Annotated in this window: 27 protein-coding genes and 1 pseudogene; 5 read left to right on the top strand and 23 right to left on the bottom strand. The window is 70.5% G+C overall.

Annotated features, from left to right (window positions below; translation table 11 throughout):
* Positions 1-6 precede the first annotated feature (6 nt).
* Positions 7-657: pseudogene (locus N8I87_RS44495) on the bottom strand (MFS transporter); the annotation flags it as partial.
* A 56-nt stretch (positions 658-713) separates the two neighbouring features.
* Between N8I87_RS44495 and N8I87_RS31725 the strand changes: the two are divergent.
* Complete coding sequence (locus tag N8I87_RS31725) at positions 714-1,697, top strand: ArsR/SmtB family transcription factor (protein ID WP_263213842.1); 984 nt, start codon at positions 714-716, stop codon at positions 1,695-1,697.
* 313 nt (positions 1,698-2,010) lie between these two features.
* Here N8I87_RS31725 and N8I87_RS31730 read toward each other — a convergent pair whose 3' ends face one another.
* From N8I87_RS31730 to N8I87_RS31800, 16 genes are all read right to left on the bottom strand, one after another.
* Complete coding sequence (locus N8I87_RS31730) at positions 2,011-2,526, bottom strand: hypothetical protein (RefSeq protein ID WP_263213843.1); 516 nt, start codon at positions 2,524-2,526, stop codon at positions 2,011-2,013.
* 64 nt (positions 2,527-2,590) lie between these two features.
* Complete coding sequence (locus N8I87_RS31735) at positions 2,591-3,331, bottom strand: sirohydrochlorin chelatase (RefSeq protein ID WP_263213845.1); 741 nt, start codon at positions 3,329-3,331, stop codon at positions 2,591-2,593.
* A 6-nt stretch (positions 3,332-3,337) separates the two neighbouring features.
* Positions 3,338-4,216: an ABC transporter permease gene (locus N8I87_RS31740; protein ID WP_263213846.1), complete on the bottom strand. Its 879-nt coding sequence runs from the start codon at positions 4,214-4,216 to the stop codon at positions 3,338-3,340.
* Positions 4,203-4,982: an ABC transporter ATP-binding protein gene (locus N8I87_RS31745; RefSeq protein ID WP_263213847.1), complete on the bottom strand. Its 780-nt coding sequence runs from the start codon at positions 4,980-4,982 to the stop codon at positions 4,203-4,205. Before N8I87_RS31745 ends, N8I87_RS31740 begins: the two co-directional genes overlap by 14 nt.
* Before the next feature lie 32 nt (positions 4,983-5,014).
* Positions 5,015-6,127: an aliphatic sulfonate ABC transporter substrate-binding protein gene (locus tag N8I87_RS31750; RefSeq protein ID WP_263213848.1), complete on the bottom strand. Its 1,113-nt coding sequence runs from the start codon at positions 6,125-6,127 to the stop codon at positions 5,015-5,017.
* A gap of 226 nt (positions 6,128-6,353) precedes the next feature.
* The gene (locus tag N8I87_RS31755) at positions 6,354-7,688 is read right to left on the bottom strand and encodes a sulfate adenylyltransferase subunit 1 (RefSeq protein WP_263213850.1); all 1,335 of its coding nucleotides are present in this window, start codon (positions 7,686-7,688) and stop codon (positions 6,354-6,356) included.
* A gap of 2 nt (positions 7,689-7,690) precedes the next feature.
* A complete protein-coding gene (gene cysD, locus N8I87_RS31760; RefSeq protein WP_263213852.1) occupies positions 7,691-8,629 on the bottom strand; it encodes a sulfate adenylyltransferase subunit CysD in 939 nt (312 codons plus the stop codon).
* Positions 8,626-9,195: an adenylyl-sulfate kinase gene (gene cysC, locus N8I87_RS31765; RefSeq protein ID WP_263213854.1), complete on the bottom strand. Its 570-nt coding sequence runs from the start codon at positions 9,193-9,195 to the stop codon at positions 8,626-8,628. The genes cysD and cysC overlap by 4 nt, the downstream gene beginning before the upstream one ends.
* Position 9,196: 1 nt before the next feature.
* Complete coding sequence (locus N8I87_RS31770) at positions 9,197-9,916, bottom strand: phosphoadenylyl-sulfate reductase (protein ID WP_263213856.1); 720 nt, start codon at positions 9,914-9,916, stop codon at positions 9,197-9,199.
* Positions 9,913-10,092: a hypothetical protein gene (locus N8I87_RS31775; protein ID WP_263213857.1), complete on the bottom strand. Its 180-nt coding sequence runs from the start codon at positions 10,090-10,092 to the stop codon at positions 9,913-9,915. The genes N8I87_RS31770 and N8I87_RS31775 overlap by 4 nt, the downstream gene beginning before the upstream one ends.
* Positions 10,089-11,789: a nitrite/sulfite reductase gene (locus N8I87_RS31780; RefSeq protein ID WP_263213859.1), complete on the bottom strand. Its 1,701-nt coding sequence runs from the start codon at positions 11,787-11,789 to the stop codon at positions 10,089-10,091. The genes N8I87_RS31775 and N8I87_RS31780 overlap by 4 nt, the downstream gene beginning before the upstream one ends.
* 126 nt (positions 11,790-11,915) lie before the next feature.
* Positions 11,916-11,999, bottom strand: a complete 84-nt coding sequence (locus N8I87_RS44105) for a putative leader peptide (protein WP_309486338.1) — start codon at positions 11,997-11,999, stop codon at positions 11,916-11,918.
* Positions 12,000-12,126: 127 nt separating this feature from the next.
* A complete protein-coding gene (locus N8I87_RS31785) occupies positions 12,127-12,699 on the bottom strand; it encodes a GNAT family N-acetyltransferase (RefSeq protein WP_263213861.1) in 573 nt (190 codons plus the stop codon).
* Between the two features lie 17 nt (positions 12,700-12,716).
* Positions 12,717-14,051 carry a hypothetical protein gene (locus N8I87_RS31790; RefSeq protein WP_263213863.1) on the bottom strand — a complete coding sequence of 445 codons (1,335 nt, stop codon included), beginning with the start codon at positions 14,049-14,051 and terminating at the stop codon, positions 12,717-12,719.
* A gap of 187 nt (positions 14,052-14,238) precedes the next feature.
* Complete coding sequence (locus tag N8I87_RS31795; RefSeq protein WP_263213864.1) at positions 14,239-15,528, bottom strand: GAF domain-containing protein; 1,290 nt, start codon at positions 15,526-15,528, stop codon at positions 14,239-14,241.
* Between the two features lie 289 nt (positions 15,529-15,817).
* The gene (locus N8I87_RS31800) at positions 15,818-17,455 is read right to left on the bottom strand and encodes an acyl-CoA dehydrogenase family protein (RefSeq protein ID WP_263213866.1); all 1,638 of its coding nucleotides are present in this window, start codon (positions 17,453-17,455) and stop codon (positions 15,818-15,820) included.
* Between the two features lie 152 nt (positions 17,456-17,607).
* Here N8I87_RS31800 and N8I87_RS31805 point away from each other — a divergent pair, with 152 nt between their 5' ends.
* A complete protein-coding gene (locus N8I87_RS31805; protein ID WP_263213867.1) occupies positions 17,608-18,762 on the top strand; it encodes a YihY/virulence factor BrkB family protein in 1,155 nt (384 codons plus the stop codon).
* Positions 18,763-18,822: 60 nt separating this feature from the next.
* On the opposite strand, the gene N8I87_RS31810 is transcribed toward N8I87_RS31805, so the two are convergent.
* Positions 18,823-19,671, bottom strand: coding sequence for a Rossmann-fold NAD(P)-binding domain-containing protein (locus tag N8I87_RS31810; protein WP_263213868.1), 849 nt, complete (start codon positions 19,669-19,671; stop codon positions 18,823-18,825).
* Positions 19,672-19,800: 129 nt separating this feature from the next.
* On the opposite strand from N8I87_RS31810, the gene N8I87_RS31815 reads away from it, so the two are divergent.
* Together N8I87_RS31815 and N8I87_RS31820 are read left to right on the top strand one after the other, a co-directional pair.
* A complete protein-coding gene (locus N8I87_RS31815) occupies positions 19,801-20,751 on the top strand; it encodes an AraC family transcriptional regulator (protein ID WP_263216757.1) in 951 nt (316 codons plus the stop codon).
* 10 nt (positions 20,752-20,761) lie between these two features.
* Positions 20,762-21,448, top strand: coding sequence for a helix-turn-helix domain-containing protein (locus tag N8I87_RS31820; protein ID WP_263213870.1), 687 nt, complete (start codon positions 20,762-20,764; stop codon positions 21,446-21,448).
* Here N8I87_RS31820 and N8I87_RS31825 read toward each other — a convergent pair.
* Both N8I87_RS31825 and N8I87_RS31830 read right to left on the bottom strand, forming a co-directional pair.
* Positions 21,431-21,832, bottom strand: coding sequence for a VOC family protein (locus tag N8I87_RS31825; RefSeq protein ID WP_263213872.1), 402 nt, complete (start codon positions 21,830-21,832; stop codon positions 21,431-21,433). The two genes, N8I87_RS31820 and N8I87_RS31825, sit on opposite strands and share 18 nt — an antisense overlap.
* 97 nt (positions 21,833-21,929) lie before the next feature.
* A complete protein-coding gene (locus tag N8I87_RS31830) occupies positions 21,930-23,285 on the bottom strand; it encodes an MFS transporter (RefSeq protein ID WP_263213874.1) in 1,356 nt (451 codons plus the stop codon).
* Between the two features lie 125 nt (positions 23,286-23,410).
* On the opposite strand from N8I87_RS31830, the gene N8I87_RS31835 reads away from it, so the two are divergent.
* Positions 23,411-23,992 carry a helix-turn-helix domain-containing protein gene (locus N8I87_RS31835; RefSeq protein WP_411577396.1) on the top strand — a complete coding sequence of 194 codons (582 nt, stop codon included), beginning with the start codon at positions 23,411-23,413 and terminating at the stop codon, positions 23,990-23,992.
* Here the strand turns inward: N8I87_RS31835 and N8I87_RS31840 are convergent.
* The 3 genes from N8I87_RS31840 to N8I87_RS31850 all read right to left on the bottom strand — a co-directional run bounded on the left by N8I87_RS31840 (position 23,989) and on the right by N8I87_RS31850 (position 25,719).
* Complete coding sequence (locus N8I87_RS31840; RefSeq protein ID WP_263213877.1) at positions 23,989-24,615, bottom strand: VOC family protein; 627 nt, start codon at positions 24,613-24,615, stop codon at positions 23,989-23,991. The two genes, N8I87_RS31835 and N8I87_RS31840, sit on opposite strands and share 4 nt — an antisense overlap.
* A gap of 103 nt (positions 24,616-24,718) precedes the next feature.
* Complete coding sequence (locus N8I87_RS31845; RefSeq protein WP_263213878.1) at positions 24,719-24,898, bottom strand: DUF397 domain-containing protein; 180 nt, start codon at positions 24,896-24,898, stop codon at positions 24,719-24,721.
* A complete protein-coding gene (locus N8I87_RS31850; protein ID WP_411577310.1) occupies positions 24,895-25,719 on the bottom strand; it encodes a helix-turn-helix domain-containing protein in 825 nt (274 codons plus the stop codon). Before N8I87_RS31850 ends, N8I87_RS31845 begins: the two co-directional genes overlap by 4 nt.
* Positions 25,720-25,731: the final 12 nt, after the last annotated feature.

A 25,731-nucleotide genomic window follows, 5' to 3' on the forward strand; every position in this document is an offset into this window, starting at 1 on the left:
CGCCGGTCCCGCGCGTGCGGCGCCAGCGGGCCGGCGCACCATCAGGGCGGGCCCGAGGAACGACAGCGCGTTCAGCACGATCGCCGTCATATACGCGGCCCGCGTGTCGAGTTGGAGCGCCACGGCCCCGAACACGCCGCCCACGCCGATGCCCACGTTCGTGACCATCCGCAGATAGGCGCGTGCCTCCACCCGGGTCGCCGCGGGCAGCACGTCCGCGTAGATCGCGCCCTGCACCCCGCGACTGGCCATCTGCAGCCCGGTCGCGCACACCACCGAGAGGAGGAAACCGGCGTACGAGTCCACCAGGGCGTAGGCCGCCGTGGCCACCCCGGTGCCGCCCCACAGCAGCGCCCCCACCTGCCGGGCGCCCCACCGGTCGGCGGCCCGTCCCGCCGGGACGCCCGCCACCACACCGACCAGGCCCGCGACCGTCATTCCGAAGCCGACCGCGGTGGCGTCGAGGCCGACGACGCGGGTGAAGTACAGGACGCCCAGCGGGAAGTAGAGTCCGTTGCCGAGGGAGTTGACCACGGTGAGGAGCGTGGCCCTGCGCAGGGCCGGGTCGGCGGGGAGCAGTCCGCCGGCTCGGGTGGCGTGCTGCGGGCGCGCGTCCGTCACTGGGCCGGCGGCCGGGGAATCCGGTGTCGTCGTCATGGGACCAGCGAACCGCTGGGCCACGGGATGCCGACAATCATTTAGCGTGGCGCTCAATGATTGAGTTCCGCTTCGCCGTCGACGACCTCGCCACGACCTCCTTCGCGTACTCCCCGCTGCAGGAGGCGGTGTTCTCCCTGCGCTGTCTGCACGACCCGGCACGGTATCCCCACCACCGTCCCTGGCTGCGCCGTATCCGCCCGCGCATGGAATCCCTCGACCGCGAGCTGCTCACCGCCCTCGTCGCTCCCTGGCTGTGGCTGCCGGACTTCGTCACCCCGCGCCCCGAACGGGCCCGCTCCGCCTTCGCCGACGAACTGGACCAGGTCCGCGCCACCCCGTCGGACGTGGTCGTCGCCGACTTCCTGGCCACCTACCGCACCGAGGACGCCCTGCCGCCCGTCGTCGCGCGCGGCCTCGCCGACCCCGTGGCGTTCCTCGCCCGGCTCGCGGACGCGGTCGACGCCTACTGGCGCACCTGTCTCGCCGCCGACTGGTGGCCACGGGTGCAGACCATCCTGGAGGCCGATCTCGCCCACCAGGCACGGGTGTTGGCGGAACAGGGCGCGGGTGCGTTGTTCTCCGGGCTCGATCCGCGCCTCGTGTGGAGCGACGAGCATCTGTCGCTGACCCACCCGCCCGACAACGTCCCCTGGCCGTCGGGCGACATCCGCATCGCCGGCCGCGGACTGGTGCTGATGCCGACGATCTTCGCCCGGGGTGTGCAGACGGTGCTCGACCACTCGCTGCCCCCGGTGCTCATCTATCCGGCACGCGGCCGCGCCACCCTCTCCGAGGAACCGCCCCCGGTCACCGACCGCGCCCTGACACGCCTGTTGGGCCGCTCCCGCGCCCGCCTGCTCCTGCTGCTCGCGGAACCGGCGTCCACCACGGAACTCGCCCACCGCCTCGACGTCACCCCGGGCGCGGTCAGCCAGCACCTGGGCGTCCTCTACGATGCGGGCCTGCTCACCCGCACCCGCAGCGGCAGGATCGTACGGTACGCACGGACCCGGCTGGGCGACGAGCTGTGCCGTTAGGGGGTGTCGTTTGGATCATCCCGGCGTCGCGGGCCCTGGCACGCACTCCCCCAAGCTCTTCGAGCAGGGGGGACCCCCAGCCGCGTTGTCGTCGGTCGCCGACTCCCCCAAGTTCTCGACTGCGCTCGAACAGGGGGGACCCCCATCGCGTCGACTCCCTCCTCCGCCTTGCAGCCGCACGCTCTCCCACGCTCGAACAACCTGGCGCGGGGGCACCCCCATTCGCCCCCGCTCACCCGCCCTGATCAGATGCCGCTGCTACCCTGCGACTTGATCTGCCGGACAGGCCCTGGCACCGACAGAGCGCACCTGGTCAGCCGATCCGGCAGTTTCGGCCCTTGGCCGTGATGGTGCGCTGCTCCACCTTGCCCGACGAGCCGATGCTGTAGATGCGTCCGTCAGGAGTGGTCAGCACGCTGTGGGCGTTGATGTGCGTCTCGGTCGTTGTCCCCTGAGCGGAGAACGAGGTCAGCCTGCCGTTGGAGAGGAGAACACTGCAATCCTGGAACAGACCGATCTCCCCGGCGCTCTTGACCGAAACCTTCTTGAACGGGGTGGATCGGCTGCCTGAAGTGATGGAAATTTCCTGTGTCGATTCGTCAGAGGTTGCGGAGAATGATCCGAGCACGGTCGAGGTTTCAGAGCTCGCGCAATCACTTGCGAACTGCGCAGTGTCACGGATTTTCTTACCGGTCGTCAGGCTGAACTCGGACGCCTTGTCACCCAACGTCCACATCGTGCCCTGCTCCGGAGAAAGGCATCCCACGCTCCCCGGGAGGCCGGTGGTGAATCCTTTCCCCGCTTCTTGGTCAACATCATCCTTGCCCATGAACAGGATGCAGATCGACGGAGTTGAGGATCTTCTGAGCTGCTTACGTTGTGGAAACCCGAATTCAGGCGATTCGCGGCAAAGAAATGTCCGACGCCGCCGCGTGGAATCGGCGCAGCACCAGAGCGGCCACCTCTGGCGCTGGGCCCAGCACGCTCGCGAGGACGTCCGCACCCTGCGCGCCACGCGCGATACGGTCCGGCAGGAACCCCGGTGCCAGTACATAGGGTGCGACCGCGACCTGCTTGCAGCCGAGGGCGCGGAGTTCGCGTACCGCGTCCTCGGTACGCGGCAGCGACGCGGAGGCGAACGCAGGTCGCACGGCGCACCAACCGGTGTGCCGCCACTCCCGCGCGATTGCTGCGATCACTGCGATCGCCTCCGGGTCACTGGACCCCGCCGAGGCCAGTACGACCCCGGTCGAGGACTTGTCGGCGGGACTCAACCCCGCCTCGTGCAAGCGCCGTTCCAGCGCGGACAGCAGCAGCGGGGACGGGCCCAGCACCTCTGCCTGCCGAATCCGCAGCCGGCGCGGCGCGTCCCGCAGGACTGCCGGTATGTCAGCCTTGGCGTGGAACGCACGAGTGAGCAGCAGCGGCAGGACTACGACGTCTCGCACGCCCTCCGCCGCCAGGGACTCCAGCACCCCGTGCACGGATGGGATGTTGAAGTCCAGGAAGCCTGTCTCCACCCGTACGTCCGGGCGCAGCGAGCGCACCCGGCGTACGAGAGCGTGCACCGTCGCGGCGTGCCGCGGGTCGCGGCTGCCGTGGGCGATGACGAGGAGGACGGGCTTGTTGTACATGGGATTTCAGCTCTTCACCAGCAGACCGCGGCTGCGCAGCACCCACCGCTCCAGCGGGCTGAAGATCAACAGGTCGATGGCGATGCCAACGAACAGGATGAGCAGGATGGCGAGGAAGACCGTCGGCATGCTGCTGTTCGTACGGCCCACCTCCAGCAGCTGGCCCAGACCCATGCCCATGTCCGGCGACTGGGCGATGATCTCGGCGGCCATCAGCGAACGCCAGGAGAACGCCCACCCCTGCTTCAGACCGGCCACATAGCCGGGCAGCGCCGCCGGCATCACGATGTGCCAGGTGCCGCGCAGTCCGGTCGCACCCAGGGTGCGGCCCGCGCGCAGGAACAGCGGGGGCACCTGGTCGACGCCCGACACCAGGCCGTTGGCGATCGAGGGAACGGCGCCGAGCAGGATCACCGTGAACATCACCGAGTTGTTCAGTCCCAGCCAGATCACCGCGGGCGCGACCCAGGCCACCGAGGGCAGCGACTGCAGACCGGAGAGGATCGGGCCGATCGCCGCGCGCACGAACTTCACCCTGGCCACCACCAGGCCGAGCGGCGTACCGATGGCCAGCGCTATCAGGAAGCCGAGCAGGCCGCGGGAGACGCTGCCCCAGATGTAGTCGAGCAAGGTCCCCTTGAGCCACTGGTCCTTGACCTCGGCCCCTACATCGGCCGGGGAGGGCAGCTTGGACGGGTTGTCGACGACCGGGTAGAGGAGCGACCAGGCCACCAGCACCACGACGACGGCGATGATCGGCGGCAGGATCTTGTTCTTGAAGGTCTGACTGAAGGGCGTACTGCTCTTCGCCGTGGTCTCCAGGGCGTCGAGGCCCGCCTCGATGCTTCCGGCGTCCTGGGCCGGCGTCGTCTCAGTGCTGGCCATGACGGCGGATCTCCCCACGCAGTACATCGGTGATCTCAAGGGACAGCTCGGCCACGGGCGCGTCCTCGATACGACGCGGCTGCGGGATGCCGACCGTCCACTCGCGCGCGATCCGCCCCGGACGGGACGACAGCAGGATCACACGCTGAGCGAGCCGTACCGCCTCACGCACGTTGTGTGTGACGAAGAGGACGGACACGCCGGTCTCGGCCCAGATACGGGTCAGCTCGTCGTGCAGCACGTCCCGGGTAATGGCGTCGAGGGCCGCGAACGGCTCGTCCATCAGCAGCAGGTTGCTCTCCTGGGCGAGCGCGCGGGCCAGCGCCACACGCTGCCGCATACCGCCTGACAGCTCGTGCACACGCTTGCCGTGCGCGCCCTTCAGCCGGACGAGTTCAAGCAGCTCCTCGGCCCTGTCGCGCCGCTCGTTCTTCGGAAATCCCGTGAGCTTGAGGGCGAGTTCGATGTTCTTGCCCGCGGTCAGCCAAGGGAAGAGGGCGTGCTCCTGGAACATCAGAGCCGGGCGGCCGTCCGTCGCGATGGAGCCGACGGTCGGCCGGTCCAGTCCGGCCGCCAGGTTCAGCAGTGTGGACTTGCCGCAGCCCGAGGCCCCCAGGAGGGTGACGAACTCGCCGGGCGCGACATCGAGGCTGATGTCGTCCAGGACGAGCTGCTGCCCGCCCGGTCCTGCGAAGGACTTCGAGACATGCTCAAGGCGAGCGGCGTACTCCACCGCCTCCTCGGCCTTGGCGAGGGTCGTTGCCATGGTCGTCACCTCCTGGGAACTCGGGTCGGGATTCAGTTCGCGCCGAGAGTGGCGTCGTCGACCGGGCTCGCGCCCTCGGCCTTGAGGACCTTGTTGAGGAGTGTGAGGTCGTAGATGCCCTTCAGGTTCGGCTTCTCCAACAGACCGGCCTTGACCGCGTGCTCCGCCTCGGTGTTGAGGGTGGAGGCCAGCGGGTCGTCGGTGAACTGGATGGACTTCCACGCCGGGTCGATGACGTCCGCCGGCAGCGCCTTGCCCGAGTCCGCCTCCAGCCGCTTGTTCGCCGTGGCCTTCGCCTCGTCAGAGTTGGCGTTGATCCATTTGTTGGCCTCGACCGAAGCCTTCAGCACGGCCTCGACGGCCTTCGGGTGCTCCTTGAGGAAGTCCTGCCGCACGATGATGTTCGTGATCACGAACTTCTTGTCCGGCCACAGCGACGCCTCGTCGAGCAGTACCTTGCCACCTGCCGCGACCAGCTTGGACGCGGTCGGCTCCGGCACCCAGGCGCCGTCGATGGCGCCGGACTTGTAGGCGTCCGGGGTGACCTTGTTGTCGGTGCGTACCACCGACACATCGCCCTTGCCGGTGTTCGCGTCGACCTTCCAGCCCTGGTCCGCGACCCAGTTGAGGAACGCTACGTCCTGGGTGTTGCCGAGCTGCGGAGTCGCGATCTTCCTGCCCTTGACGTCCTTCAGGGACTTGATCTTCTTCGGGTTGATGACGAGCTTCACGCCGCCGGAGGCCGAGCCGCCGATGATGCGCAGGTTGGTGCCGTTCGCCTTGGTGTAGCCGTTGATCGCCGGGGACGGGCCGATCCAACCGATGTCGAGGGACTTCGAGTTGAGGGCCTCGATCTCCGATGGGCCGGCGTTGAAAATCTGGTAGTCCGCCTTGGTGGCGCCCAGTTGCTTCTGGAAGTAACCCTGCTGACGGGCAACGAGCGCGGTGCCGTGCGTCAGGTTGCCGAAGTAGCCGATTCTGACGGAGTCGAGGCCGTCGATCTTCGACGACCCGGCGGCGACCTTCTCCTTGGCGTTGTCGGCCGTGGACTCGGACCCGTACCCGCAAGCGGCGAGCGTGACGAGCGGAAGTGTGGCTACCACGGCTATGCCGCGGCGAAGGATCGTTGAGCGGTTGGCAGGCACGGGAGGCGTTCCTCTCGTTGGCCCGGCGGTCACGGTCTCTCAGGTCGTGGCCGGGAGATCGGCAGGTCTTCGTTTGCGCAGGCAGTGAGGGGTGAGGGCGCGCAGGCAGTGCGCGTACGTCACCGCACACATCGCGCCACTCCGCCCTGCCCGCTGCCGAGGGCGCCGCTGCCGACGCGGCCGCCCTCCTTCGCGAACATCGAGAAGAAATCGGGGGTCTTCATGCTCAGAAGTCCCAACCGTCGTCTTCGGCCTCGTCCTTGACCGGCTCCGGAGCGGCGAACGACTCACCGACCATGCCCGCGGTGAGCGTGGTGCCGTCGCTCGGGTCGATCAGGATGAACGAGCCGGTGCGGCGCGAGTCGGCGTAGGAGTCGAGCGGCAGCGGCTCGGCGGTACGGATCTTCACCCGGCCGATGTCGTTGGCGACGAGCTGTCCCGGGTGCGGGTGCAGCGACAGGTCGTCGAGCGTCAGCCGGGACGGGATGTCCTTGACGATCGCCTTGACCGTGCGGGTGCCGTGCTTGAGCAGCACCCGGTGCCCGACGGTCAGCGGCTGGTCGGCCACGTGGCACACCGTCGCCTCCACGTCCTGCGTGGTCGGCGGGGCGTCCTTGCTGGGCACGATCAGATCGCCGCGCGAGACGTCGATGTCGTCCTCCAGCAGGACGGTCACCGACTGCGTCGTCCAGGCCACGTCGACCGGCTTGCCCAGCAGGTCGATACCGGAGATCCGGGTCCCCCGGCCGGACGGCAGGATCGTCACCTGCTCGCCCACGTGGAAGCTGCCGGCGGCGATCTGGCCCGCGTATCCCCGGTAGTCCGGGTGCTCGGCGGTCTGCGGCCGGATCACGTACTGCACGGGCAGCCGCGCGTGGCAGTGCGCCAGGTCGTGGCTGACCGGGACGGTCTCCAGGTGCTCGAGGACCGTCGGGCCGCCGTACCAGTCCATGTTCGCGGACGCCTGCACGACGTTGTCACCGGCGAGCGCCGAGATCGGGATCGCGGTGACCTCCGGGACGCCGAGCTCGGTCGCGTACGCCGTGAACTCCTCGGCGATCGCGGCGAACACCGGCTCCTGGTAGTCGACGAGGTCCATCTTGTTGACCGCGAGGACCACGTGCGGGACCCGGAGCAGGGCGGCGATGGCGGCGTGCCGGCGGGTCTGCTCGACGACGCCGTTGCGGGCGTCGACCAGGATCACCGTCAGCTCGGCGGTGGAGGCGCCGGTGACCATGTTGCGGGTGTACTGCACATGGCCGGGGGTGTCGGCGAGGATGAAGCGGCGGCGGGGCGTGGCGAAGTAGCGGTAGGCCACGTCGATGGTGATGCCCTGCTCACGTTCGGCGCGCAGACCGTCGGTGAGCAGTGCCAGGTCGGGGGCGTCCTGGCCGCGCGAGCGGGAGGCGTGCTCGACGGCCTCCAGCTGGTCGGCGAGGACCGACTTGGAGTCGTGCAGCAGCCGGCCCACGAGGGTGGACTTGCCGTCGTCGACGGAGCCCGCGGTGGCGAACCGCAGCAGGGTGGTGGCCGAGAGTTCCTCGGTCGTCGTCGTGCTCATGCTTAGAAGTACCCCTCGCGCTTGCGGTCTTCCATCGCGGCCTCGGAGAGCTTGTCGTCGGCGCGGGTGGCGCCGCGCTCGGTGAGCCGGGAGGCGGCGATCTCGGCGATCACGGCGTCCAGCGTCGTGGCGTCGGAGTCCACGGCGCCGGTGCAGGACATGTCGCCGACGGTGCGGTAGCGGACCTGCCGCTTCACGACGGTCTCGTTCTCGCGCGGGCCGCCCCACTCGCCCGCCGTCAGCCACATCCCGGCCCGCTGGAACACCTCGCGCTCGTGCGCGAAGTAGATCTCGGGCAGCTCGATGCCCTCGCGGGCGATGTACTGCCACACGTCCAGCTCGGTCCAGTTGCTGAGCGGGAAGACGCGGACGTGCTCGCCGGGGGCGTGCCGCCCGTTGTAGAGGTTCCACAGCTCCGGGCGCTGGCGGCGCGGGTCCCACTGGGAGAACTCGTCCCGCAGGGAGAACACGCGTTCCTTGGCGCGGGCCTTCTCCTCGTCGCGGCGTCCGCCGCCGAAGACGGCGTCGAACCGCTCGCTCTGGATCTTCTCGGTGAGCGGGACGGTCTGGAGGGGGTTACGGGTCCCGTCCGGGCGTTCCTTGAGCACACCACGGTCGATGTAGTCCTGTACGGAGGCCACATGGAGGCGCAGTCCATGTGCGGCGACCACACGGTCCCGGTACTCCAGCACCTCGGGGAAGTTGTGTCCGGTGTCCACATGCAGCAGGGAGAAGGGCACGGCCGCCGGGGCGAACGCCTTCAGTGCCAGATGCAGCATGAGGATGGAGTCCTTGCCGCCGGAGAACAGGATCACCGGCCGCTCGAACTCGCCCGCCACCTCACGGAAGATATGGACCGCCTCGGACTCCAGGGAGTCCAGATGGGAGAGGGCGTACGGCGTGCCCGTGCCCTCCTCGGCCGTCGCGACGATCGCCGTCATGCCAGTCCCCTCTCGCTGAGCAGGGCGTGCACCGACGCCGCGGACTCCTGCACGGTCTGGTTCTGCGACTCGATCCGCAGATCGGGCGCCCCGGGCGCCTCGTACGGGTCGTCGACCCCGGTGAGCCCCGACAGCTCGCCCGCGGCCTGCTTGGCGTACAGACCCTTCACATCGCGTACGGAGCACACCTCGACCGGGGTGGCCACGTGCACCTCCAGGTACGTCGTGCCGTTCTCGTGGTGGCGCTTGCGCACCGCCTCGCGGCTGTCGGCGTAGGGCGCGATGACCGGGACGAGCGCCTTGACGCCGTTACGGGCCAGCAGTTCGGCGAGGAAGCCGATGCGCTGCACGTTGGTGTGCCGGTCCTCGCGGCTGAAGCCGAGGCCCGCCGAGATGAACTCGCGGATCTCGTCGCCGTCGAGCACCTCGACGAGGTGGCCCTCCTCGCGCAGCCGGCCGGCCAGCTCGTACGCGATGGTGGTCTTGCCGGCGCTCGGCAGACCCGTGAGCCAGACGGTGGCTCCGGTCGTCACGTCGTTCTCCAATGTCGTAGAAGGCACGGTCATGTCAGCCGTGCAGTCCGCACTCGGTCTTGGCCCGGCCCGCCCAGCGCCCGGCCCGCGTGTCCTCGCCCTCCAGGACGCGGCGGGTGCAGGGGGCGCAGCCCACGGAGGTGTAGCCGTCCATCAGCAGGGGGTTGGTCAGTACGCCGTGTTCGGCGACGTACGCGTCCACGTCCTCCTGGGTCCAGCGGGCGATGGGGGAGATCTTGACCTTCCGGCGCTTCTCGTCCCAGCCGACGACCGGGGTGTTCGCCCGGGTCGGGGACTCGTCGCGACGCAGGCCGGTCGCCCAGGCCTGGTAGTCCTTCAGGCCCTCCTCCAGCGGCTGGACCTTGCGCAGCTTGCAGCACAGGTCCGGGTCGCGGTCGTGCAGCTTCGGGCCGAACTCCGCGTCCTGCTCGGCCACCGTCTGTCGCGGCGTGAGCGTGATGACGTTGACGTCCATCACGGCCTCGACCGCGTCACGGGTGCCGATGGTCTCCGGGAAGTGGTAGCCGGTGTCGAGGAAGACTACGTCGACAAAGCTGTCGCCCTTCATCGCGCGCGAGGCGAGATGCGCGACCACCGCGTCCTCCATGGAGGAGGTCACGCAGAAGCGCTTGCCGAAGGTGTCCACCGCCCACTGGAGGATCTCCAGCGCGGAGGCGTCCTCCAGCTCGCGCCCCGCCCGCTCGGCCAGCGCCTTCAACTCCTCGGCCGTGCGCTCTTCCTGAGCCGTCGTCATGTCCGGTCCCCTCCGTTGTCGGCTCGCTGAACCCCCCGGGCCAGCAGCCCGAGGAACTTCAGCTGGAATGCGCGGTTGCAGGCCGCGCATTCCCAGGCGCCGTGGCTTTGCTCGCTCGGACGCAGGTCCTCGTCGCCGCAGTAGGGGCAGTAGAAGGGAGCGGCTCGCTCACTCACGACAGCGCCTCCTCCGAAGCCCGCGCGGCCCAGGCGGCGAATCGCTCGTCGGCCGTGCGCTCCGCCTGGAAGCGCTTCAGCACCCGCTCGATGTAGTCGGGCAGTTCGTCCGAGGTGACCTTCAGACCGCGGACCTTGCGGCCGAACCCGGCCTCCAGGCCCAGCGCGCCACCGAGGTGCACCTGGTAGCCCTCGACCTGTTCGCCCTGGTCGTTCACGACGAGCTGGCCCTTGAGACCGATGTCCGCCACCTGGATACGGGCACAGGCGTTCGGGCAGCCGTTGAGGTTGATGGTGAGGGGCTCGTCGAAGTCCGGCAGGCGGCGCTCCAGTTCGTCGATCAGCTGCGCGCCGCGCTGCTTGGTCTCGACGATGGCGAGCTTGCAGAACTCGATGCCGGTGCAGGCCATCGTGCCGCGCCGGAACGAGGACGGCCGGGCGGTGAGGTCCAGCGCCTCCAGGCCCTCGACGAGCGAGTCGACCTGCCCCTCCTCGACGTCGAGGACGATCATCTTCTGCTCGACGGTGGTGCGCACCCGGCCCGAACCGTGGGCCTCGGCCAGGTCGGCGACCTTTGTGAGCGTGGCGCCGTCGACGCGGCCGACCCGCGGGGCGAAGCCGACGTAGTACCGGCCGTCCCGCTGCCGGTGCACACCGATGTGGTCGCGCCACTGCTGGACGGGCTGCTCGGGAGCGGGTCCGTCGATCAGCTTGCGCCCGCCCAGGTACTCGTCCTCCAGCACCTGCCGGAACTTCTCCGCGCCCCAGTCGGCGACGAGGAACTTCAGGCGGGCCCGGTTGCGCAGCCGGCGGTAGCCGTAGTCACGGAAGATCGAGATGACGCCCTCGTAGACGTCCGGCACCTCGTCGAGGGGCACCCAGGCGCCGAGCCGCACACCCAGCTTGGGGTTGGTGGACAGACCGCCGCCGACCCACACGTCGAAGCCCGGTCCGTGCTCGGGGTGGCGTACACCGACGAACGCGACGTCGTTGATCTCGTGCACCACGTCCAGCAGCGGCGACCCGGAGATGGCCGTCTTGAACTTGCGGGGGAGGTTCGAGTACGCCTTGTTGTTCAGGACGCGGCGCTTCATCTCCTCCAACGCGGGCGTGGGGTCGATGATCTCGTCCTCGGCGATGCCCGCGACCGGGGAGCCGATCATCACACGCGGTGTGTCGCCACAGGCGGTGACGGTGGACAGGCCCACGCCCTCCAGCCGCTCCCAGATCGTGGGGACGTCCTCGATCCGGATCCAGTGGTACTGCACGTTCTGCCGGTCGGTGATGTCCGCGGTGCCGCGCGCGAACTCCTGGGAGATCTCACCGATGACCCGCAGCTGCCGGGTGGTCAGGGCGCCGCCGTCGATCCGCACCCGCAGCATGAAGTACTCGTCGTCCAGCTCCTCCGGCTCCAGGATCGCGGTCTTGCCGCCGTCGATCCCGGCACGCCGCTGCGTGTAGAGCCCCCACCAGCGCATACGCCCGCGCAGATCGCTGGGGTCGATGGAGTCGAAGCCGCGCTTGGAGTAGATCGTCTCAATGCGTGTCCGCACATTGAGACCGTCATCGTCCTTCTTGACCTGTTCGTTGCCGTTGAGCGGGGTGAAGTGACCCGCGGCCCACTGACCCTCGCCGCGGTGACGGCTCACCTTGCGGCGGGGCGCGGAGGCGGCAGGGTTCTGTGGCGTGGCGGCCATGGTTCTACGTCCTTCGGGACAGGCGGAAAGCGGCTCTGACCTGCGCGTATGGGCACATGCGGGCATACGTGCGCGGCGCTGCGCAGGAGGCGGGGAATGTCAGGGATGTCGGCGCTGCTGGGACTGTCAGCTCGCCGGACAGATGGCGCTGGACATGCGGCCGAGGTCGACGTGCCGCCGACTCACCAAGGCAATTCCAGTTCCAGACATGACGGAAGCGTGTCATGGCAATCTGGACTCAGTCCAGCTTCGTCCGTCATGTGGACATGTATGTCTCGATATGCGAGACAAGAGTGTCGTCGATCACATAGGTGGTGCGGGCTCTTGTCGACGCAGGTCAGACCGGGTATGCGCCGGGCCAGGGACCCGGAGTGGGCTGCTCCTGCTCCGGTTCGACCTTGGTGTCGAACAGCTTGAAGCCCCGCCGCCGGTAGTTGTCCATCGCGAACTCGCCGTCCTTGCTGCACGTGTGCAGCCACACGCGCTTGGTCGGGACGCGCTGCGGCCAGCGTTCCGCCAGGTCCCAGGCCCGGGCCGCCCCGTACGAGAGCAGATGACCGCCAATGCGCCGGCCCCGGAACGCGGGGACGAGACCGAAGTAGACGATCTCCACGGCGCCGTCGTCCTGGGGGTCGAGCTCGACATAGCCGGCGGGGGTGCCGCGGTCGTGGGCCACCCAGGTCTCCACGCCCGGCCGGTCCAGGTGCTCGCGCCACTGGGCGTAGGTCCAGCCGAGACGGTCGGTCCACAGGATGTCGCCGCCGACCGACGCGTACAGGAAGCGGCTGAACTCGGGGGAGGGCACCTCGGAGCGGACGATCCGGACGTCGCCGTCGGGAGCGGCGGCGGGGAGGAGGTCGGCCGGCGACGTCTGTTCCAGGGACCAGGTGGTCACGGTGATGCTGCTCATGCAGGCCAGGGAACCATCTACCCCAGCGAACTGTCGATCGAGCTCATTGGGGCGGAGTAGAGCATCCGGTGCGACAGTGACCACACCTCGCCGGTCTCCTGCCAGTAGGAGAGCGAGCCCGCGCCCTCGGCCCAGCAGTGGTGTGTGTTGTCCGAGCCGCAGCGGGCGGCCTTCGCTCCCGAGGTGTCCTGGCGCCACAGGCTGCCGCGGCCGTCCGGGGAATCGGCCAGGCGTTCGACGTACCAGGAGGTCTTTGTGGTCCCGGGCGGGTGGTAGGCCAGTACGCCCCGGATCCCGGCCGCCCGTGTCTCGAAGGCCTCGACCGGGCCCACCCGCCCCGCCCGGTCCGCGGCGAGCAGGCCGCCGCGGGCGGGGTCGTCGCTGAAGGCGTAGCGCCACAGCCGGGCGTGCCGGTCGCTGTCGGGCGGGGTCCACTCGCTCATGACGAGGCTGTCGGGTGCCGATCCGCGGTCCAGGGAGAGGCCGCCGGGGCAGGGCGGCCCGTCCGTGCCGCACCGTCCGGCGGGGAAGCGGTAGGTGCCCACCGCGGGCATCACATAGCGGTAGCCGTCGGCCGACCAGCCGCCCGGCACCCGGCCGATCGCCGATTCGCCGACCGTGGTGCGCTGGATGCGGTTCACGTCGTAGACGTAGAGCGCCTCGGACCGTCCCGTACCGGCCGTGACCAGCAGCTTGTCCTGGTACCAGACCATGCCGGAGACGGTCGAGGCCAGGCCCCGGTAGTCGCGGCCGTCGGCGGTGGGGACCACGAGCAGCACCCAGCTGTAGGTGAGGCGGGCGCGGTCGTCGGCGTCGACGAAGGCGACCTTGGCCAGTCCCCGCTCGGCGGCGGGGCCGGTCCTCGCGCTGTGCGTCCAGCCGGACAGGATCACCCGGTTCTCGCCCCAGGCGCCGTCGTCGTCGGCGTCCCCGGAGGTGGTCACCGACGCCGGACGCCAGTCGGGGTCGGTGGTGTCGGAGGGGTCCCAGCAGTATGCGTGCGCGGCGCGCGGCGCGACGGGCAGAGACTTCCGTGCGGCGGAGGTGCAGTCGGCGCTGTCGAGCAGGGTGCGGTCGGTGCCCTTCAGTACGGCGGAGACGCCGACCGGGCGGCCCATCGCGCCGGCCAGCCGGTCGAGCGTGGCCTGCGGCACCAGTCGCTCCTGGAGCCGCAGCGGTTCGGTCTCGGCGGAGGAGGTTATCGGCTTGAGCGCGCCCGGGTTGTCGGCGACCGTGGCCTGCGAGGCGCTGATCATGGTGGCGGCCGCGGTGAGCGCGAGGGCGGTTCCGGTCAGGAACGCGCGCAGGGCGCGGCCCCGCTTGCGCCGGCGATGTCTGCCTCGATGCTTCATGCTTCCTCCTCGGCGAGCCAACTGCGCCTGATGGTCCGTACGTTGACCGAGGAGCAGGTGGGGAGGCCCGTAGAGGGGATGCTACGGCAGCAAGCTGCGACAGAGGCAGAAGACCCCGCAAATATGCGGAAGATGCCCCCCGGATGTGCCGAATCGGTACACGGCATATGCCCCCGGCGGTACCCTCTTACGGCGTGTGCGTGGCCGCCCACCGCTGTGTGACCGTCGGTGCCGTCGAGTGCGGCAGCAGGTCACGGGGGTCCTCGGGCAGCAGCACCTCGACTTCGGCGTCTTCGCAGAAACGATACGGCCGGTGTTCCAGAAACGCCCCCAGATACCGCCGGATCCGTGACATCTCCGCACGCACCGTCACCGTACGGGACGGATCACCGAACATCTCCTCGGCCAGCCCCGCCGCACTGCTCCCCGAACGGCGCACCGCCAGCAGATAGAGCAACTCGGCGTGCCGGGGGCTGAGTTCACGCGACCAGGCGCCCGCACCGCCGCGGACGGACACCGACCAGCGGCGCGGCCGCGTCAGATCCAGCACCACCCGGGAGGCGTCCGACGCCGGCGGCTCGTCCACCACGCGCACCAGCCACCCCCCGGCCAGCGGCTCCACCGCGCACAGACCGAACGCCGGCAGCCACCGGCGGCCCGCCGACATCGACTTGGGCAGCGCGAGGCGCCGTACGTACGGCATCCCCGTGACCGCCGCCGTCCAGCCGTCCCGGTCCACCGCCAGCGCCTGCCCGGCCAGCCGCGCCAGCACCGGCGCCGCCACCGCGCGCAGCCGCTCCAGCGAGGTCAGATGCAGCTCCCGCAGCCGCGCCTCGGCGAGTTTCGCCACCGAGTCGACCCAGGCGAGCGTCGCCGGATGCATCGTCTCCAGCGCGCCGCTGACGTCGACCACACCGAGCAGCCTGCCGTCCCGGGGGTCGGTGATCGGGGCGCCCGCACAGGTCCAGGAGGTGTGCGACCGGGCGAAGTGCTCGGCGGCGAAGACCTGGACGGGCTTGCGCACCACGGCCACGGTGCCCACGCCATTGGTGCCGACGACATCCTCCCGCCAGTCCGCGCCCAGTTCGAAACCGATCCCGTCCGCCTTGCGCAGCACCGGCGAACTGCCCTCGCGCCACAGCACCCTGCCGTCCCCGTCGGCGACCACCATGATGTGGTGGGCGACGTCGGCGACCGAAAGCAGACCCTCCCGCAGCACCGGCAGGACATGCCGCAGCGGCGACTCCTCCCGTCTGCGCCGCACCTCCTCGGGACTGAGCAGCCCCGATCTGAAGTCATGGTCCGGATCCACCCCGTTGCGCAGCATCCGCCCCCACGACTGCCCGATCACGGGGCGGGGCGCCATCCGCGCACGTTCACCGGCGAGTGCGGCCTCGCGCACCTCGCTGAGCAACCGAGCCGTCTGTGCCACGTCGACGGCCGCGAGCTGCGCCACGTTCATCGGCGGGTTCGCCACTGGGATCCTCCCGGCAACACTTGCGAACACATGCGTGTCAAGCCGTCCGGGCGGCGGTTTCCGGTCCGACTGCTGGTCTCATAGTGCCGTTTCGGACGCGGTGGAGGGACATGCTCCGCGCATATATGCCAGCAAGTTGCAACCCCTTGCAACCCTGGTGGACGGGCCGAGGGTGTCTGAAACTTGAGCAGCGCCGTTCCGAGCGGCGTTCGTGGCCTCGAACGGGGGCCGTGAAGCGGGGGTGGTGCCGTGTCGGCGCAGCATCACCCCCGCGACCCCTGCCCGCGGGTCAGCCCGCCGGCCGGGCCCGGTCCACCACCGACGCCAGGTCCAGCGTGTACGGCAACGTCCCGAACGACGCGCCCCAGTCACCGCCGAGCCGGGACGCACAGAACGCGTCGGCGACCTCCGGCGGCGCGTACCGCACCAGCAACGACCCCTGCAGCACCAGCGCCATGCGCTCCACCAGCCGCCGGGCCCGCCCCTCGACGCCCTCCAGGTCGCCCAGTTCGGCCAGCAGATTCTTCACGGCCGCGTCGAGACGGTGGTCGGCGCCGCGCGCCCGGCCCACCTCCAGGAGGTAGGCGTTGAAGGCGTCCGGCTCCCGCTGGAGCGCCCGCAGCACATCCAGCGCCTGGACGTTCCCGGCGCCCTCCCAGATCGAGTTGAGCGGCGACTCGCGTACCAGCCGGGGCAGCCCCGACTCCTCGACGTAGCCGTTGCCGCCCAGGCACTCGGCCGCCTCCACCGCCACCGGCGTACAGCGCTTGGTCACCCAGTACTTGGCGGCCGGCACCGCCAGCCGCAACAGCGCCTGCTCCTGCTCGCCCCCGTCGTCGTAAGCGGCCGCCAGCCGCAGCCCGAGGGCCGTCGCCGCCTCCGACTCCAGCGCCAGGTCGGCCAGGACGTTGCGCATCAGCGGCTTGTCCACCAGCTTCTGGCCGAACGCCGCACGGTGCGTGCAGTGGTGCACCGCCTGCGCCACCGCCTGCCGCATCAGCCCCGCCGAGCCGAGCACACAGTCCAGCCGGGTCGCCGCCACCATCCCGATGATGGTCCGCACCCCGCGCCCCTCCTCGCCCACCCGGCGCGCCCAGGTCCCGTCGAACTCGACCTCCGCGGAGGCGTTGGACCGGTTGCCCAGCTTGTCCTTGAGCCGCTGGATGAGGAACGTGTTGCGCGTGCCGTCCGCCAGCACCCGCGGCACGAGGAAACAGGTCAGCCCGGCGGGCGCCTGCGCGAGCACCAGGAAGCCGTCCGACATCGGCGCCGAGCAGAACCACTTGTGCCCGGTCAGCTCGTACGTCCCGGCCTCGGCCAGCGGCCGCGCGGCGGTCGTGTTCGCGCGTACGTCGCTGCCGCCCTGCTTCTCGGTCATGCCCATCCCGAACACCACCCCGGCCTTCTGCCGGGGCGGCCGCAGCTCGCGCTCGTACAGGGTGGAGGTGAGCAGCGGCTCCCACTCGGCGGCGAGCTCCGGGTCGGTGCGCAGCGCGGGCACCGCCGCGTGGGTCATCGACAGCGGGCAGCCGTTGCCCGCCTCGGCCTGGGTCCAGACCAGGAACCCGGCGGCCCGGCGCACATGCCCGGCCGGACGCACCCAGGCGCTGGTCAGTCCCGCCGCGAGTCCCTTGCCGAGCAGCCGGTGCCAGGCCGGGTGGAAGTCGACCTCGTCGATCCGGTTGCCGTACCGGTCGTGCGTGCGCAGCCGGGGCGGGTTCTCGTTCGCCTGCACCCCCCACTCCTGCACCTGCGCCGAGCCCGCGCTCCTGCCCAGCGCGGACAGCTCGTCGAGCACCTCGTCCAGCACGGCGGCGTCGGTGTGCCGCTCGACGGCCTCCACCAGGGCGCGGTCGGCGCCGAAGACGTCGTATCCGACCAGCGGCGGAGCCTGGTTCGTCACGGTGTGGGTGGTGGTGCGTGCCATGTCTGCGAACCTACCCGGGGGCGACGGCGGTGGTCACCAGACTGACACAGCGGCCGGACCGGACGCGTCCGCTCCGGTCGGCCGGCGCCGGAGCCGTCCGGTGATCACCCCGGAAGGTGAGGACGGTGCGGCACGACGGATACCTTTAGGTCGTGCAGCCAGCAAGCGAACCCCCCGAGCAGCCGGCCGGTCGGCTCCACCGGGCCCGAGCCCTCTACCGGAACGTCTCCAAGCGCAGGACCGCCTGGCTGCTGCTGAAGGACACGGTGGACTCCTGCATGGAGTACCGCATCCTCGGCCTCGCCGCCGAGGCGGCGTTCTTCACGCTGCTGTCCGTGCCGCCCCTGCTGCTCAGCCTGATCGGGCTGCTCGGTTACGTCGACGCGTGGACCGGCGCCGACACCATCGCCGGCCTGGAGAACAACCTCCTGGAGGCGTCGCGCACCGTGCTGTCCGACAAGGGCGTGCGGGAGATCGCGGAGCCGATCCTGCACGACGTGATGAAGGGCGGCAGGCCCGACGTCATCTCCATCGGCTTTCTGTTCGCCCTGTGGTCGGGCTCGCGCGCGGTGAACGTCTTCATCGACACGATCACCGTGATGTACGGGCTCGACGGCGTCCGGGGCATCGTCAAGACCCGGATCATGGCGTTTCTGCTGTTCATCGTGGCGCTGCTGATCGGCTCGGTGGCGCTGCCGCTGATGGTGGCGGGGCCGGACGCGGTGGTGCGGATCGTGCCGTGGTCGGAGACGGTCGTACAGGTCCTGTACTGGCCCGTCGTGATCATCCTGTCGATCGTCTTCCTGACGACGCTGTACCACGTGTCCGTGCCGGTCCGCTCCCCGTGGATCGAGGACGTTCCCGGCGCGCTGGTCGCCCTCGCGATGTGGGTCCTGGGCAGCTTCCTGCTGCGCATCTACCTCACGAACACCATCGAGGGCGCCACGATCTACGGCTCCCTCGCCGCCGCGGTCGCCGTACTCCTGTGGATCGGTGTGTCCGCCTTCGCGGTGCTGGTCGGCGCCGCGATGAACGCCGCGATCGACCGTGTCTGGCCGGCCGCCGCCACGGCAGCGGCCCGCGCCGCGAACGAACGCCTCCGGGAGGCGGAGGTCGCCGAGTACGTGGCCCGCGTGGCCGCGGCCCGCGAGGCCGACCCCGACGACCCCGACATGCCGTCCGAGTTCCCGGAACGCTGGTCCCGCTTCCTCCCTCCGGAGGATGTGACGGCCCGCCTGCGCACCCACGTGAAGAGCACGCACCACCCGCACAAGCCGAGCAGGGACGGCTCACACCAGGACAGGTGACGCTTCCGAGGGGTTGACTCCGGGGCTCCTGCGTGGGGCGGTGGTGGGCGCAGCCGTCCGTCAGCGCTTCCATACCCCCGTCGCCGCGGCCTCCCTGGCGAAGTCCGTGAAGTCCCGGGGGGCGCGGCCCAGTACCTCGCGTACGCCGTCCGTGAGGTAGGCGTTGCGGCCGTCGAGCAGGGATTCGAACAGGTCCACCAGGAACTCGACCTCCTGGGGCGGTACGCCGAAGCCCGCCAGGCGTTCGCCGTACTCGGGGGGCCGCACCGGGCGGTAGGTCAGCTCGCGGCCCGTGGCCGCCGAGATCTCCGTGATCGCCTCGCCGAAGGTCATCAGGCGGGGGCCGGTGACGGCCAGGGACTGGCCGACGTAGCGGTCGTCGGGTGCGCTGAGCACCGCCACCACCACGTCCGCGATGTCCCGTACGTCGATGAAGGGCTCCCGCACCTCGCCGCCCGGGAAGATCAGCTCGCCGGTCTCCCGCAGCCCCTCCACCAGCGGACCCTCGCTGAAGTTCTGTGAGAACCACGAGGCCCGTACGACCGTCCAGTCCGCCCCCGACTCCCGCAGCGCCTCCTCGGTCGGCCGTGCCATCTCCTCGCCCCGTGACGACAGCAGGACCAGCCGCCGTACGCCGAGCAGGACCGCCTCGTGCGCGAGCAGCCCCACCGCCAGAGCCGCTTCCGGCGAGCCCACGTCCGACGGGTACACCAGATACGCCCCGTCGGCGTCCCGCAGCGTGTCCGCCCAGGTCGACCGGTCCTGCCAGTCGAAGCCCCGCGCCCGTGTGGCCTCGCGCACGGTCAGCCCCGCCGCCCGCGCGGCATCCGCCACCCGGCGCCCCGTACGACCCGACGCACCCGTCACCACCACGGTCATGTCCTGCGTCTGCGACGCGTTCTGTGTCATGCCTCGAGTCAACGCCCGCCCACCCCGGGCGGCCATCGCTGAACGGCTCATTCCCATAAGCGCACGTCTACGCCGACCCCATGGAGCCACTCGTACGCTGACCCCATGGACGTTCCCCCACGCTCGAACATGCTCACGCGGGGGGACCCCCTTGCAGGCCTGCTGGAAGGCCCACGCGCACGTGGTGCCTTCATGATCCGGGCGTGCTTCGACCCGCCCTGGGCCGTACGGGTGGAGGACCGCGGCCCGCTCACGGTCATGCTCATGGTCCGCGGCGACTCCTGGATCCTGCCCGACGGCGGCGGCGAGCCGGTGCGGCTGCGGACCGGCGACCTGGCCATAGCGCGCGGCCCGGACCCGTACACCTGCGCCGACGCCCCGGACACCGCCCCCCAGGCGCTGATCCTGCCGGGCGGCGAGTGCCGCTACCCCGACGGAACCTCCCTGCGGGGCTCCATGGATCTGGGCGTACGCACCTGGGGCGACCGCCTCGACGGCTCCGCGGTCATGCTCATCGGCACGTACCTCATGCGGGGCGAGATCAGCGGCCGTCTGCTGGACGCGCTCCCGCCGCTGCTCACCCTCACCACCGACGTGTGGCAGTGCCCGCTCACCCCGCTCCTCATGGAGGAGATCGTGCGCGACGAACCGGGCCAGGAGGTCGTCCTCGACCGCCTCCTCGACCTGCTGGTCATCGCCGCGCTCCGGGCCTGGTTCTCCCGCCCGGAGGCGGAGGCCCCCGCCTGGTACCGGGCCCTCGCGGATCCGGTGGTCGGCCGGGTGCTGCGACTGCTCCAGAACGACCCGGCGCATCTCTGGACCGTGGCGTCCCTCGCCGCCAAGGCCGGAGTCTCCCGCGCGGCGCTCGCCCGCCGCTTCACCGACCTGGTCGGCGAACCCCCGATGTCCTACCTCACCGGCTGGCGCCTCGCGCTCGCCGGTGACCGTCTGCGCGACAGCGAGGACACCATCGGCGCCATCGCCCGCCAGGTCGGCTACGGCAGCGCGTTCGCCCTCTCCAGCGCGTTCAAACGGGTGTACGGGGTCAGCCCGCAGGAGTACCGGACACGGGCGGCGTAGCCTGGCGTACGTGTACGAGGAGCGGGCGTCCCGGCTGACCGGCGCCGTGGTGTGGCGCCGCACCCTGGAGCACCCCGCCGTCCTGCCGGTCCTGCCCGACGGCTGCATGGACCTGCTGTGGAGCGAGGGACGGCTGCTGGTCGCGGGCCCCGACACCCGCGCCCACGTCCCCGAAGGCCCCGCCGTGCGCTGGGAGGGCTTGCGCTTCTACCCCGGTACCGCGCCCGCCTTCCTGGGCGTACCGGCCGCCGAACTCCGCGACCGGCGCGTGGAGTTGGCCGATCTGTGGCCGGCCCGGGAGGTACGACGCCTGCGCGCCCGGATCGACGCGGCGGCGGACCCGGCGACGGCCCTGGAGGAGAGCGCGCTGGAACGGGCGGCGGACCTGGACCCGCCCGACCCCCTGCTGCGGCGGCTGGTCACCGCCCTGGACGCGGGCCGCCCGGTGGCCACGACCGCCGACGAACTCGGCCTGGGCGCACGCCAGTTGCACCGCCACTGCCTGGCCGCCTTCGGCTACGGCCCCAAGACCCTGGCCCGGATCCTGCGGATGCAGCGGGCGCTCGCGCTGGCCCGCTCCGGTGTGCCGTTCGCGGAGACGGCGGTCCGTGCCGGTTACGCGGACCAGCCCCATCTGGCGCGGGACGTGAAGGAGTTGGCGAGTGTGCCGTTGGGGCGGCTAGTCGGCGGTCGGTAGCGGTGCGAAGAGGTCGACGCCATTGCCGTCGGGGTCGTGCACGGTGGCGTACCGCTGGCCCCAGAAGGCGTCCCACGGCTTGAGTTCGCCGTGGTGACCGGCGCCCACCAGGTCCTCGTACACGGTGTCGACCTCGGCGGGTGACCCGCACCGGAAGGCGAGCCCCACCCGGCCCCCGCCGGCCGGCGGCTGCCATTCGGGGTGGAAGGAGCGGACGGTTGCCTCGGTGTCCAGGGCGAGGGTCAGCCCACCGGGCAGTTCGGCCTCGACATGCGGCTGGTCCTCGGCGCCCTCGGGGAAGACGAGCCCGAGACGGCGGTAGAAGGCGAGCGAGGCGGCCAGGTCGGAGGCCACCACGCCGATCACGGCGAATCGTGGAGTCATGCGGTCACCGTAGGCGGGGTGGCGGTGCGTGGTCTTGAAGGAATCGGACGTGAGGGGGGCGGGGCCGACGCGATGGGTCAGGGCCGTGCCTCGCGCGTCAATCCCTGCGTGTCATTCTTCGCGCCATGGCGAACAGGGACAGCCCGCAGCCCGCGACCAGGAGCCAGCCGGGACGGGAGGCGTGGGCGAGCCCCGCCGGGGCGGTGCCCGCGACCAGGCCGCCGGCCAGGGCGATGCCGAGCGCGGCGCCGAACTGGCGGGCGGTGGAGGTGATCGCCCCGGCCACACCGGCCCGGCTCGGCGGCAGCCCGCTCACCGCGGTGTTGGTGATGGGGGCGTTGGCGAAACCGAATCCGACGCCGATGAGGGCGTAGGCCGACAGGAGGAGGAACACACTCGTGTTCCGGCCGAGCCCGACCAGGCAGAGGCCGCCCGCCGTGAGGAAGGCGCCGGCCAGGACGAGCGGGAGCCGCGGCCCGATGCGGCCGACCAGACGTCCGGACAGGGGCGCGCAGACGGTCGCCGCGATCGCCATCGGCAAGGTCGCCGTCCCCGCGGCCAGGGGTGTCCACCCCCGGGTCTGCTGCAGATAGAGGGTGTTGAGGAGCAGCGTCACGTTCAGGGCGACGAAGACCGCGACGGCGCCGAGCACCGCGCCGGTGAACGCCGGACGCCGGAACAGCGCCAGATCCATCAGTGGCTCGGGCCGGCGGGACTCGACCCGTACGAACACCAGCGTCGCCAGGACGGCGAGCGCGTACGCCGTCAGCGCCACGGGTGACGTCCAGCCGATGTGCGGCCCCTCGATGAGCACACCGACCGAGACCCCGATGACCACGGTCAGCAGAGTCTGACCCGGGACGTCGAGCCGCCGTACCCGCTGCGCCGTCCGGGACTCCGGTACGAACACCGCGCTGAGGACGAGGGCGGCCACCACGACCGGCGCGTTGATCCAGAACAGCGACCGCCAGCCGAACCCCGCGAGGAGAGCGCCGCCGGTGACGGGACCGGCGGCCATGCTCAGTCCGAAGACCGAGGCCCAGACGCCGATCGCCTGTGCCCGTTCCCTCGGGTCGGGCATCGCGTTCACCACGATCGCCAGAGCCACGGGACTCAGCATCGAGGCGCCGATCCCCTGCACGGCACGGGCCGCGATGAGCGCGCCGGCCGTGGGGGCCGCCGCGCAGACCAGCGAGGCCGTGCCGAACACGACCAGCCCGCTCTGGAACACCCGCCGGCGTCCGAACCGGTCCGCCAGCGCGCCCGAGGAGATCAGCAGACCGGCCAGGACGAGGGTGTAGGCGTCCACGGTCCATTCCAGGCCGCGCGTCCCGACGTCCAGGCCGCGCCCGATGGCGGGCAGGCCCACGTTCACGATGGTGGTGTCCAGACCCACCAGGAACATGCTCAGACAGCAGACGGCCAGCACCGTCCAGCGTCTGCGCGCGCTCAAAAGGGGCGGCGGAACAGGATGTGTCGTCGTGGTCACGGTCTGCCTCTCACGTCCGGGAGTCTCAGCCCGGCAAGAGTCCGACCGGACGGCCACCGCGGCCCAGCGTTCTTGCGAAGGCTGCAAAACTGGACTCCGTGGACGCGGAAGCGGAACAGATAATCGACGGCATCGGCCCCCGGCTGCGCACCCTCCGCCGCGACCGCGGAGTCACGCTGGAGGACCTCGCGGCGATGACCGGGATCTCCGTCAGCACGCTGTCCCGGCTCGAATCCGGCAAACGGCGCCCGACCCTCGACCTGCTCATCCCGCTCGCGCGTGCACACCGTGTCGCACTCGACCAACTGGTGGCCGCACCCGCCACCGGCGACCCTCGCGTGCACCTCAAGCCCCAGCGCCACGGTCAGGGCAGCGTCCTCGTGCCGCTGACCCAGTATCCCGGCCGGGTGCAGGTGTTCAAGCAGGTCCTGTCGCCCCGCGAACCGAAGCTGGTGACCCACGACGGCTACGAGTGGCTCTACGTCCTCGCGGGCGAGCTGCGCATCGTCCTCGGGGAACGCGACTTCACGCTGCGCCCCGGCGAAGTGGCCGAGTTCGACACCAGGGAGCCGCACTGGTTCGGCCCGGCGGGCCCGAACGCCGTCGAGATCCTGCACCTGTTCGGGCCACGGGGAGACCAGGCGGTGATCCGCGCGAGCCCGTCCAGCTAGTCGAAGGTCACGGGCCCCTTGGGCGTCTTCACGGTGAAGGCGATACCCACCGGCCCCTCGCCGATGCGGAGTTCGGTGCCCAGGGCGGTCAACGGGGCACGGATCTCGTCCGGGTCGGGGGCGGTGGCCGAGACCTCCACCAGCGGCGTGACGGGCAGCCCCGACGCGGACGGGTGGACGGACCGACCCCAGTCGATCAGGAACGGCACAAGGCCCGAAGGGTGCGCGGTGTAGGTCAGCCGCCACTCCAACAGGGTCCCGCCGGGTGCGCGGCGGCTCATCGGGTACGTGGGACCGGGGTCGAACCCCCGCGCCCGGGCCGCCGCGACCGCCGCGTCCAGGTCGGGCGGGCTGATCGCCCAGGTGACCGTGCGCGGTCCGGTCAGCCCGTCGACCCCGAAGGCGTGCAGGTCCGACGGAGCCTCCTGCTCCGGGTCCGGACCGATGATCTCCAGATAGCTGGAACTGCCCAGCGACACCAGGTAGTTACGGGTGCCGAGCTCGACGTGCACACCACCGGGAGCGGGTACCACACCGGTCCGCTCGGTGAACTCGGCGACCGTCGCCGCGAGGTCGGGCGTTGCCAGGACGAGGTGGTCCAGGAGCGGGGGGATGGCATTCATTCCGGCTGAGGCTAGGGGCGCCGCTGCCCCCGTTCAAGAGAGGCACCCCAAGTGAAATGCCGCCTTCCTGTGGAACATTCGTACGGAACCGCTCCCTGTGCCGCTAGCGGGGCAGCATCAGGAAGGCGGTCCAGGCGGTGGGGGAGACCGTGACGTGGGCGGTCGTGGGGGTCTTGGAGTCGCGGATGTGGATGGCGGTGGGTTCCGTGGCGACTTCGACGCAGGCGCCGCCCTCCTCGCTGCTGTAGCTCGACTTGAACCACTCGAGCGCGGTATCGCTCATCGCTCTCCCAGAAGGCGGTCCAGCAGATCTCTCGTGTCCTCAGTGGTGAGGGCCTGAGTCCGCAGCATCGCATACTTCTGATTGAGGATTGCCACCTCGTCCGGATCCGCGATGAGTTGGCTGCCGCGCTGGTTCTCCGTGTAGGCCAGCCGCTGGTGTTCCGGGGTCTCAAGGAGAATGAACGGACCTGCGAGTCCGGCGTGTGAGGTCCGGCCGAGAGGCAGGATCTGGAGTGCCAGACCGGGCACGTCGGCGCAGTGCCGCAGGTGTCGTACTTGTCCCAAGTGCACGTCGTCCCCGCCCAGATGATCCAAGAGCGCCGCCTCCCAGAGCACAAAGCTCAGGATCGGCGGTGTCCTGCGGTGCAGGATCTCGTGACGCTCGACGCGTGCCGCCACGAGTTGCTCGATCTCGTCCTTGTCGCAGACCGGCACCTTGTTGCGGAAGACGGCCCGCGCGTACGCCTCCGTCTGCAACAGACCTGGCACCAGCAGGCTCTCGTACCACGAGATCACGGTCGCTTCCCGCTCCCGGTCCAGGTACTCCTCCGCCCACAACGGAACCAGATCCACCTCCGGCATCTTGCTCAGCGCAACCGACAACGCCCCCTTCGTATCCAGGAATTCGTCGAACTGCTCGGCAAGATCCGGCTTCAGCGGTCGTCTGCCCTGTTCGATCGACGCGATCAGCTCCTCGCCGACGACGAACCGCTCGCCCAGCGACCGTTGTGTGTATCCGGCGGCCTGCCGGTGGAGGGCGAGCAGCGCGCCCACCATCTTCATCGCCGAGGCGTTCTTCCGTGCGCGTCGAACCGTGCCCATATGCGTCATCAT

The sequence above is a fragment of the Streptomyces sp. HUAS 15-9 genome (assembly GCF_025642155.1).
GTDB lineage: Bacteria > Actinomycetota > Actinomycetes > Streptomycetales > Streptomycetaceae > Streptomyces.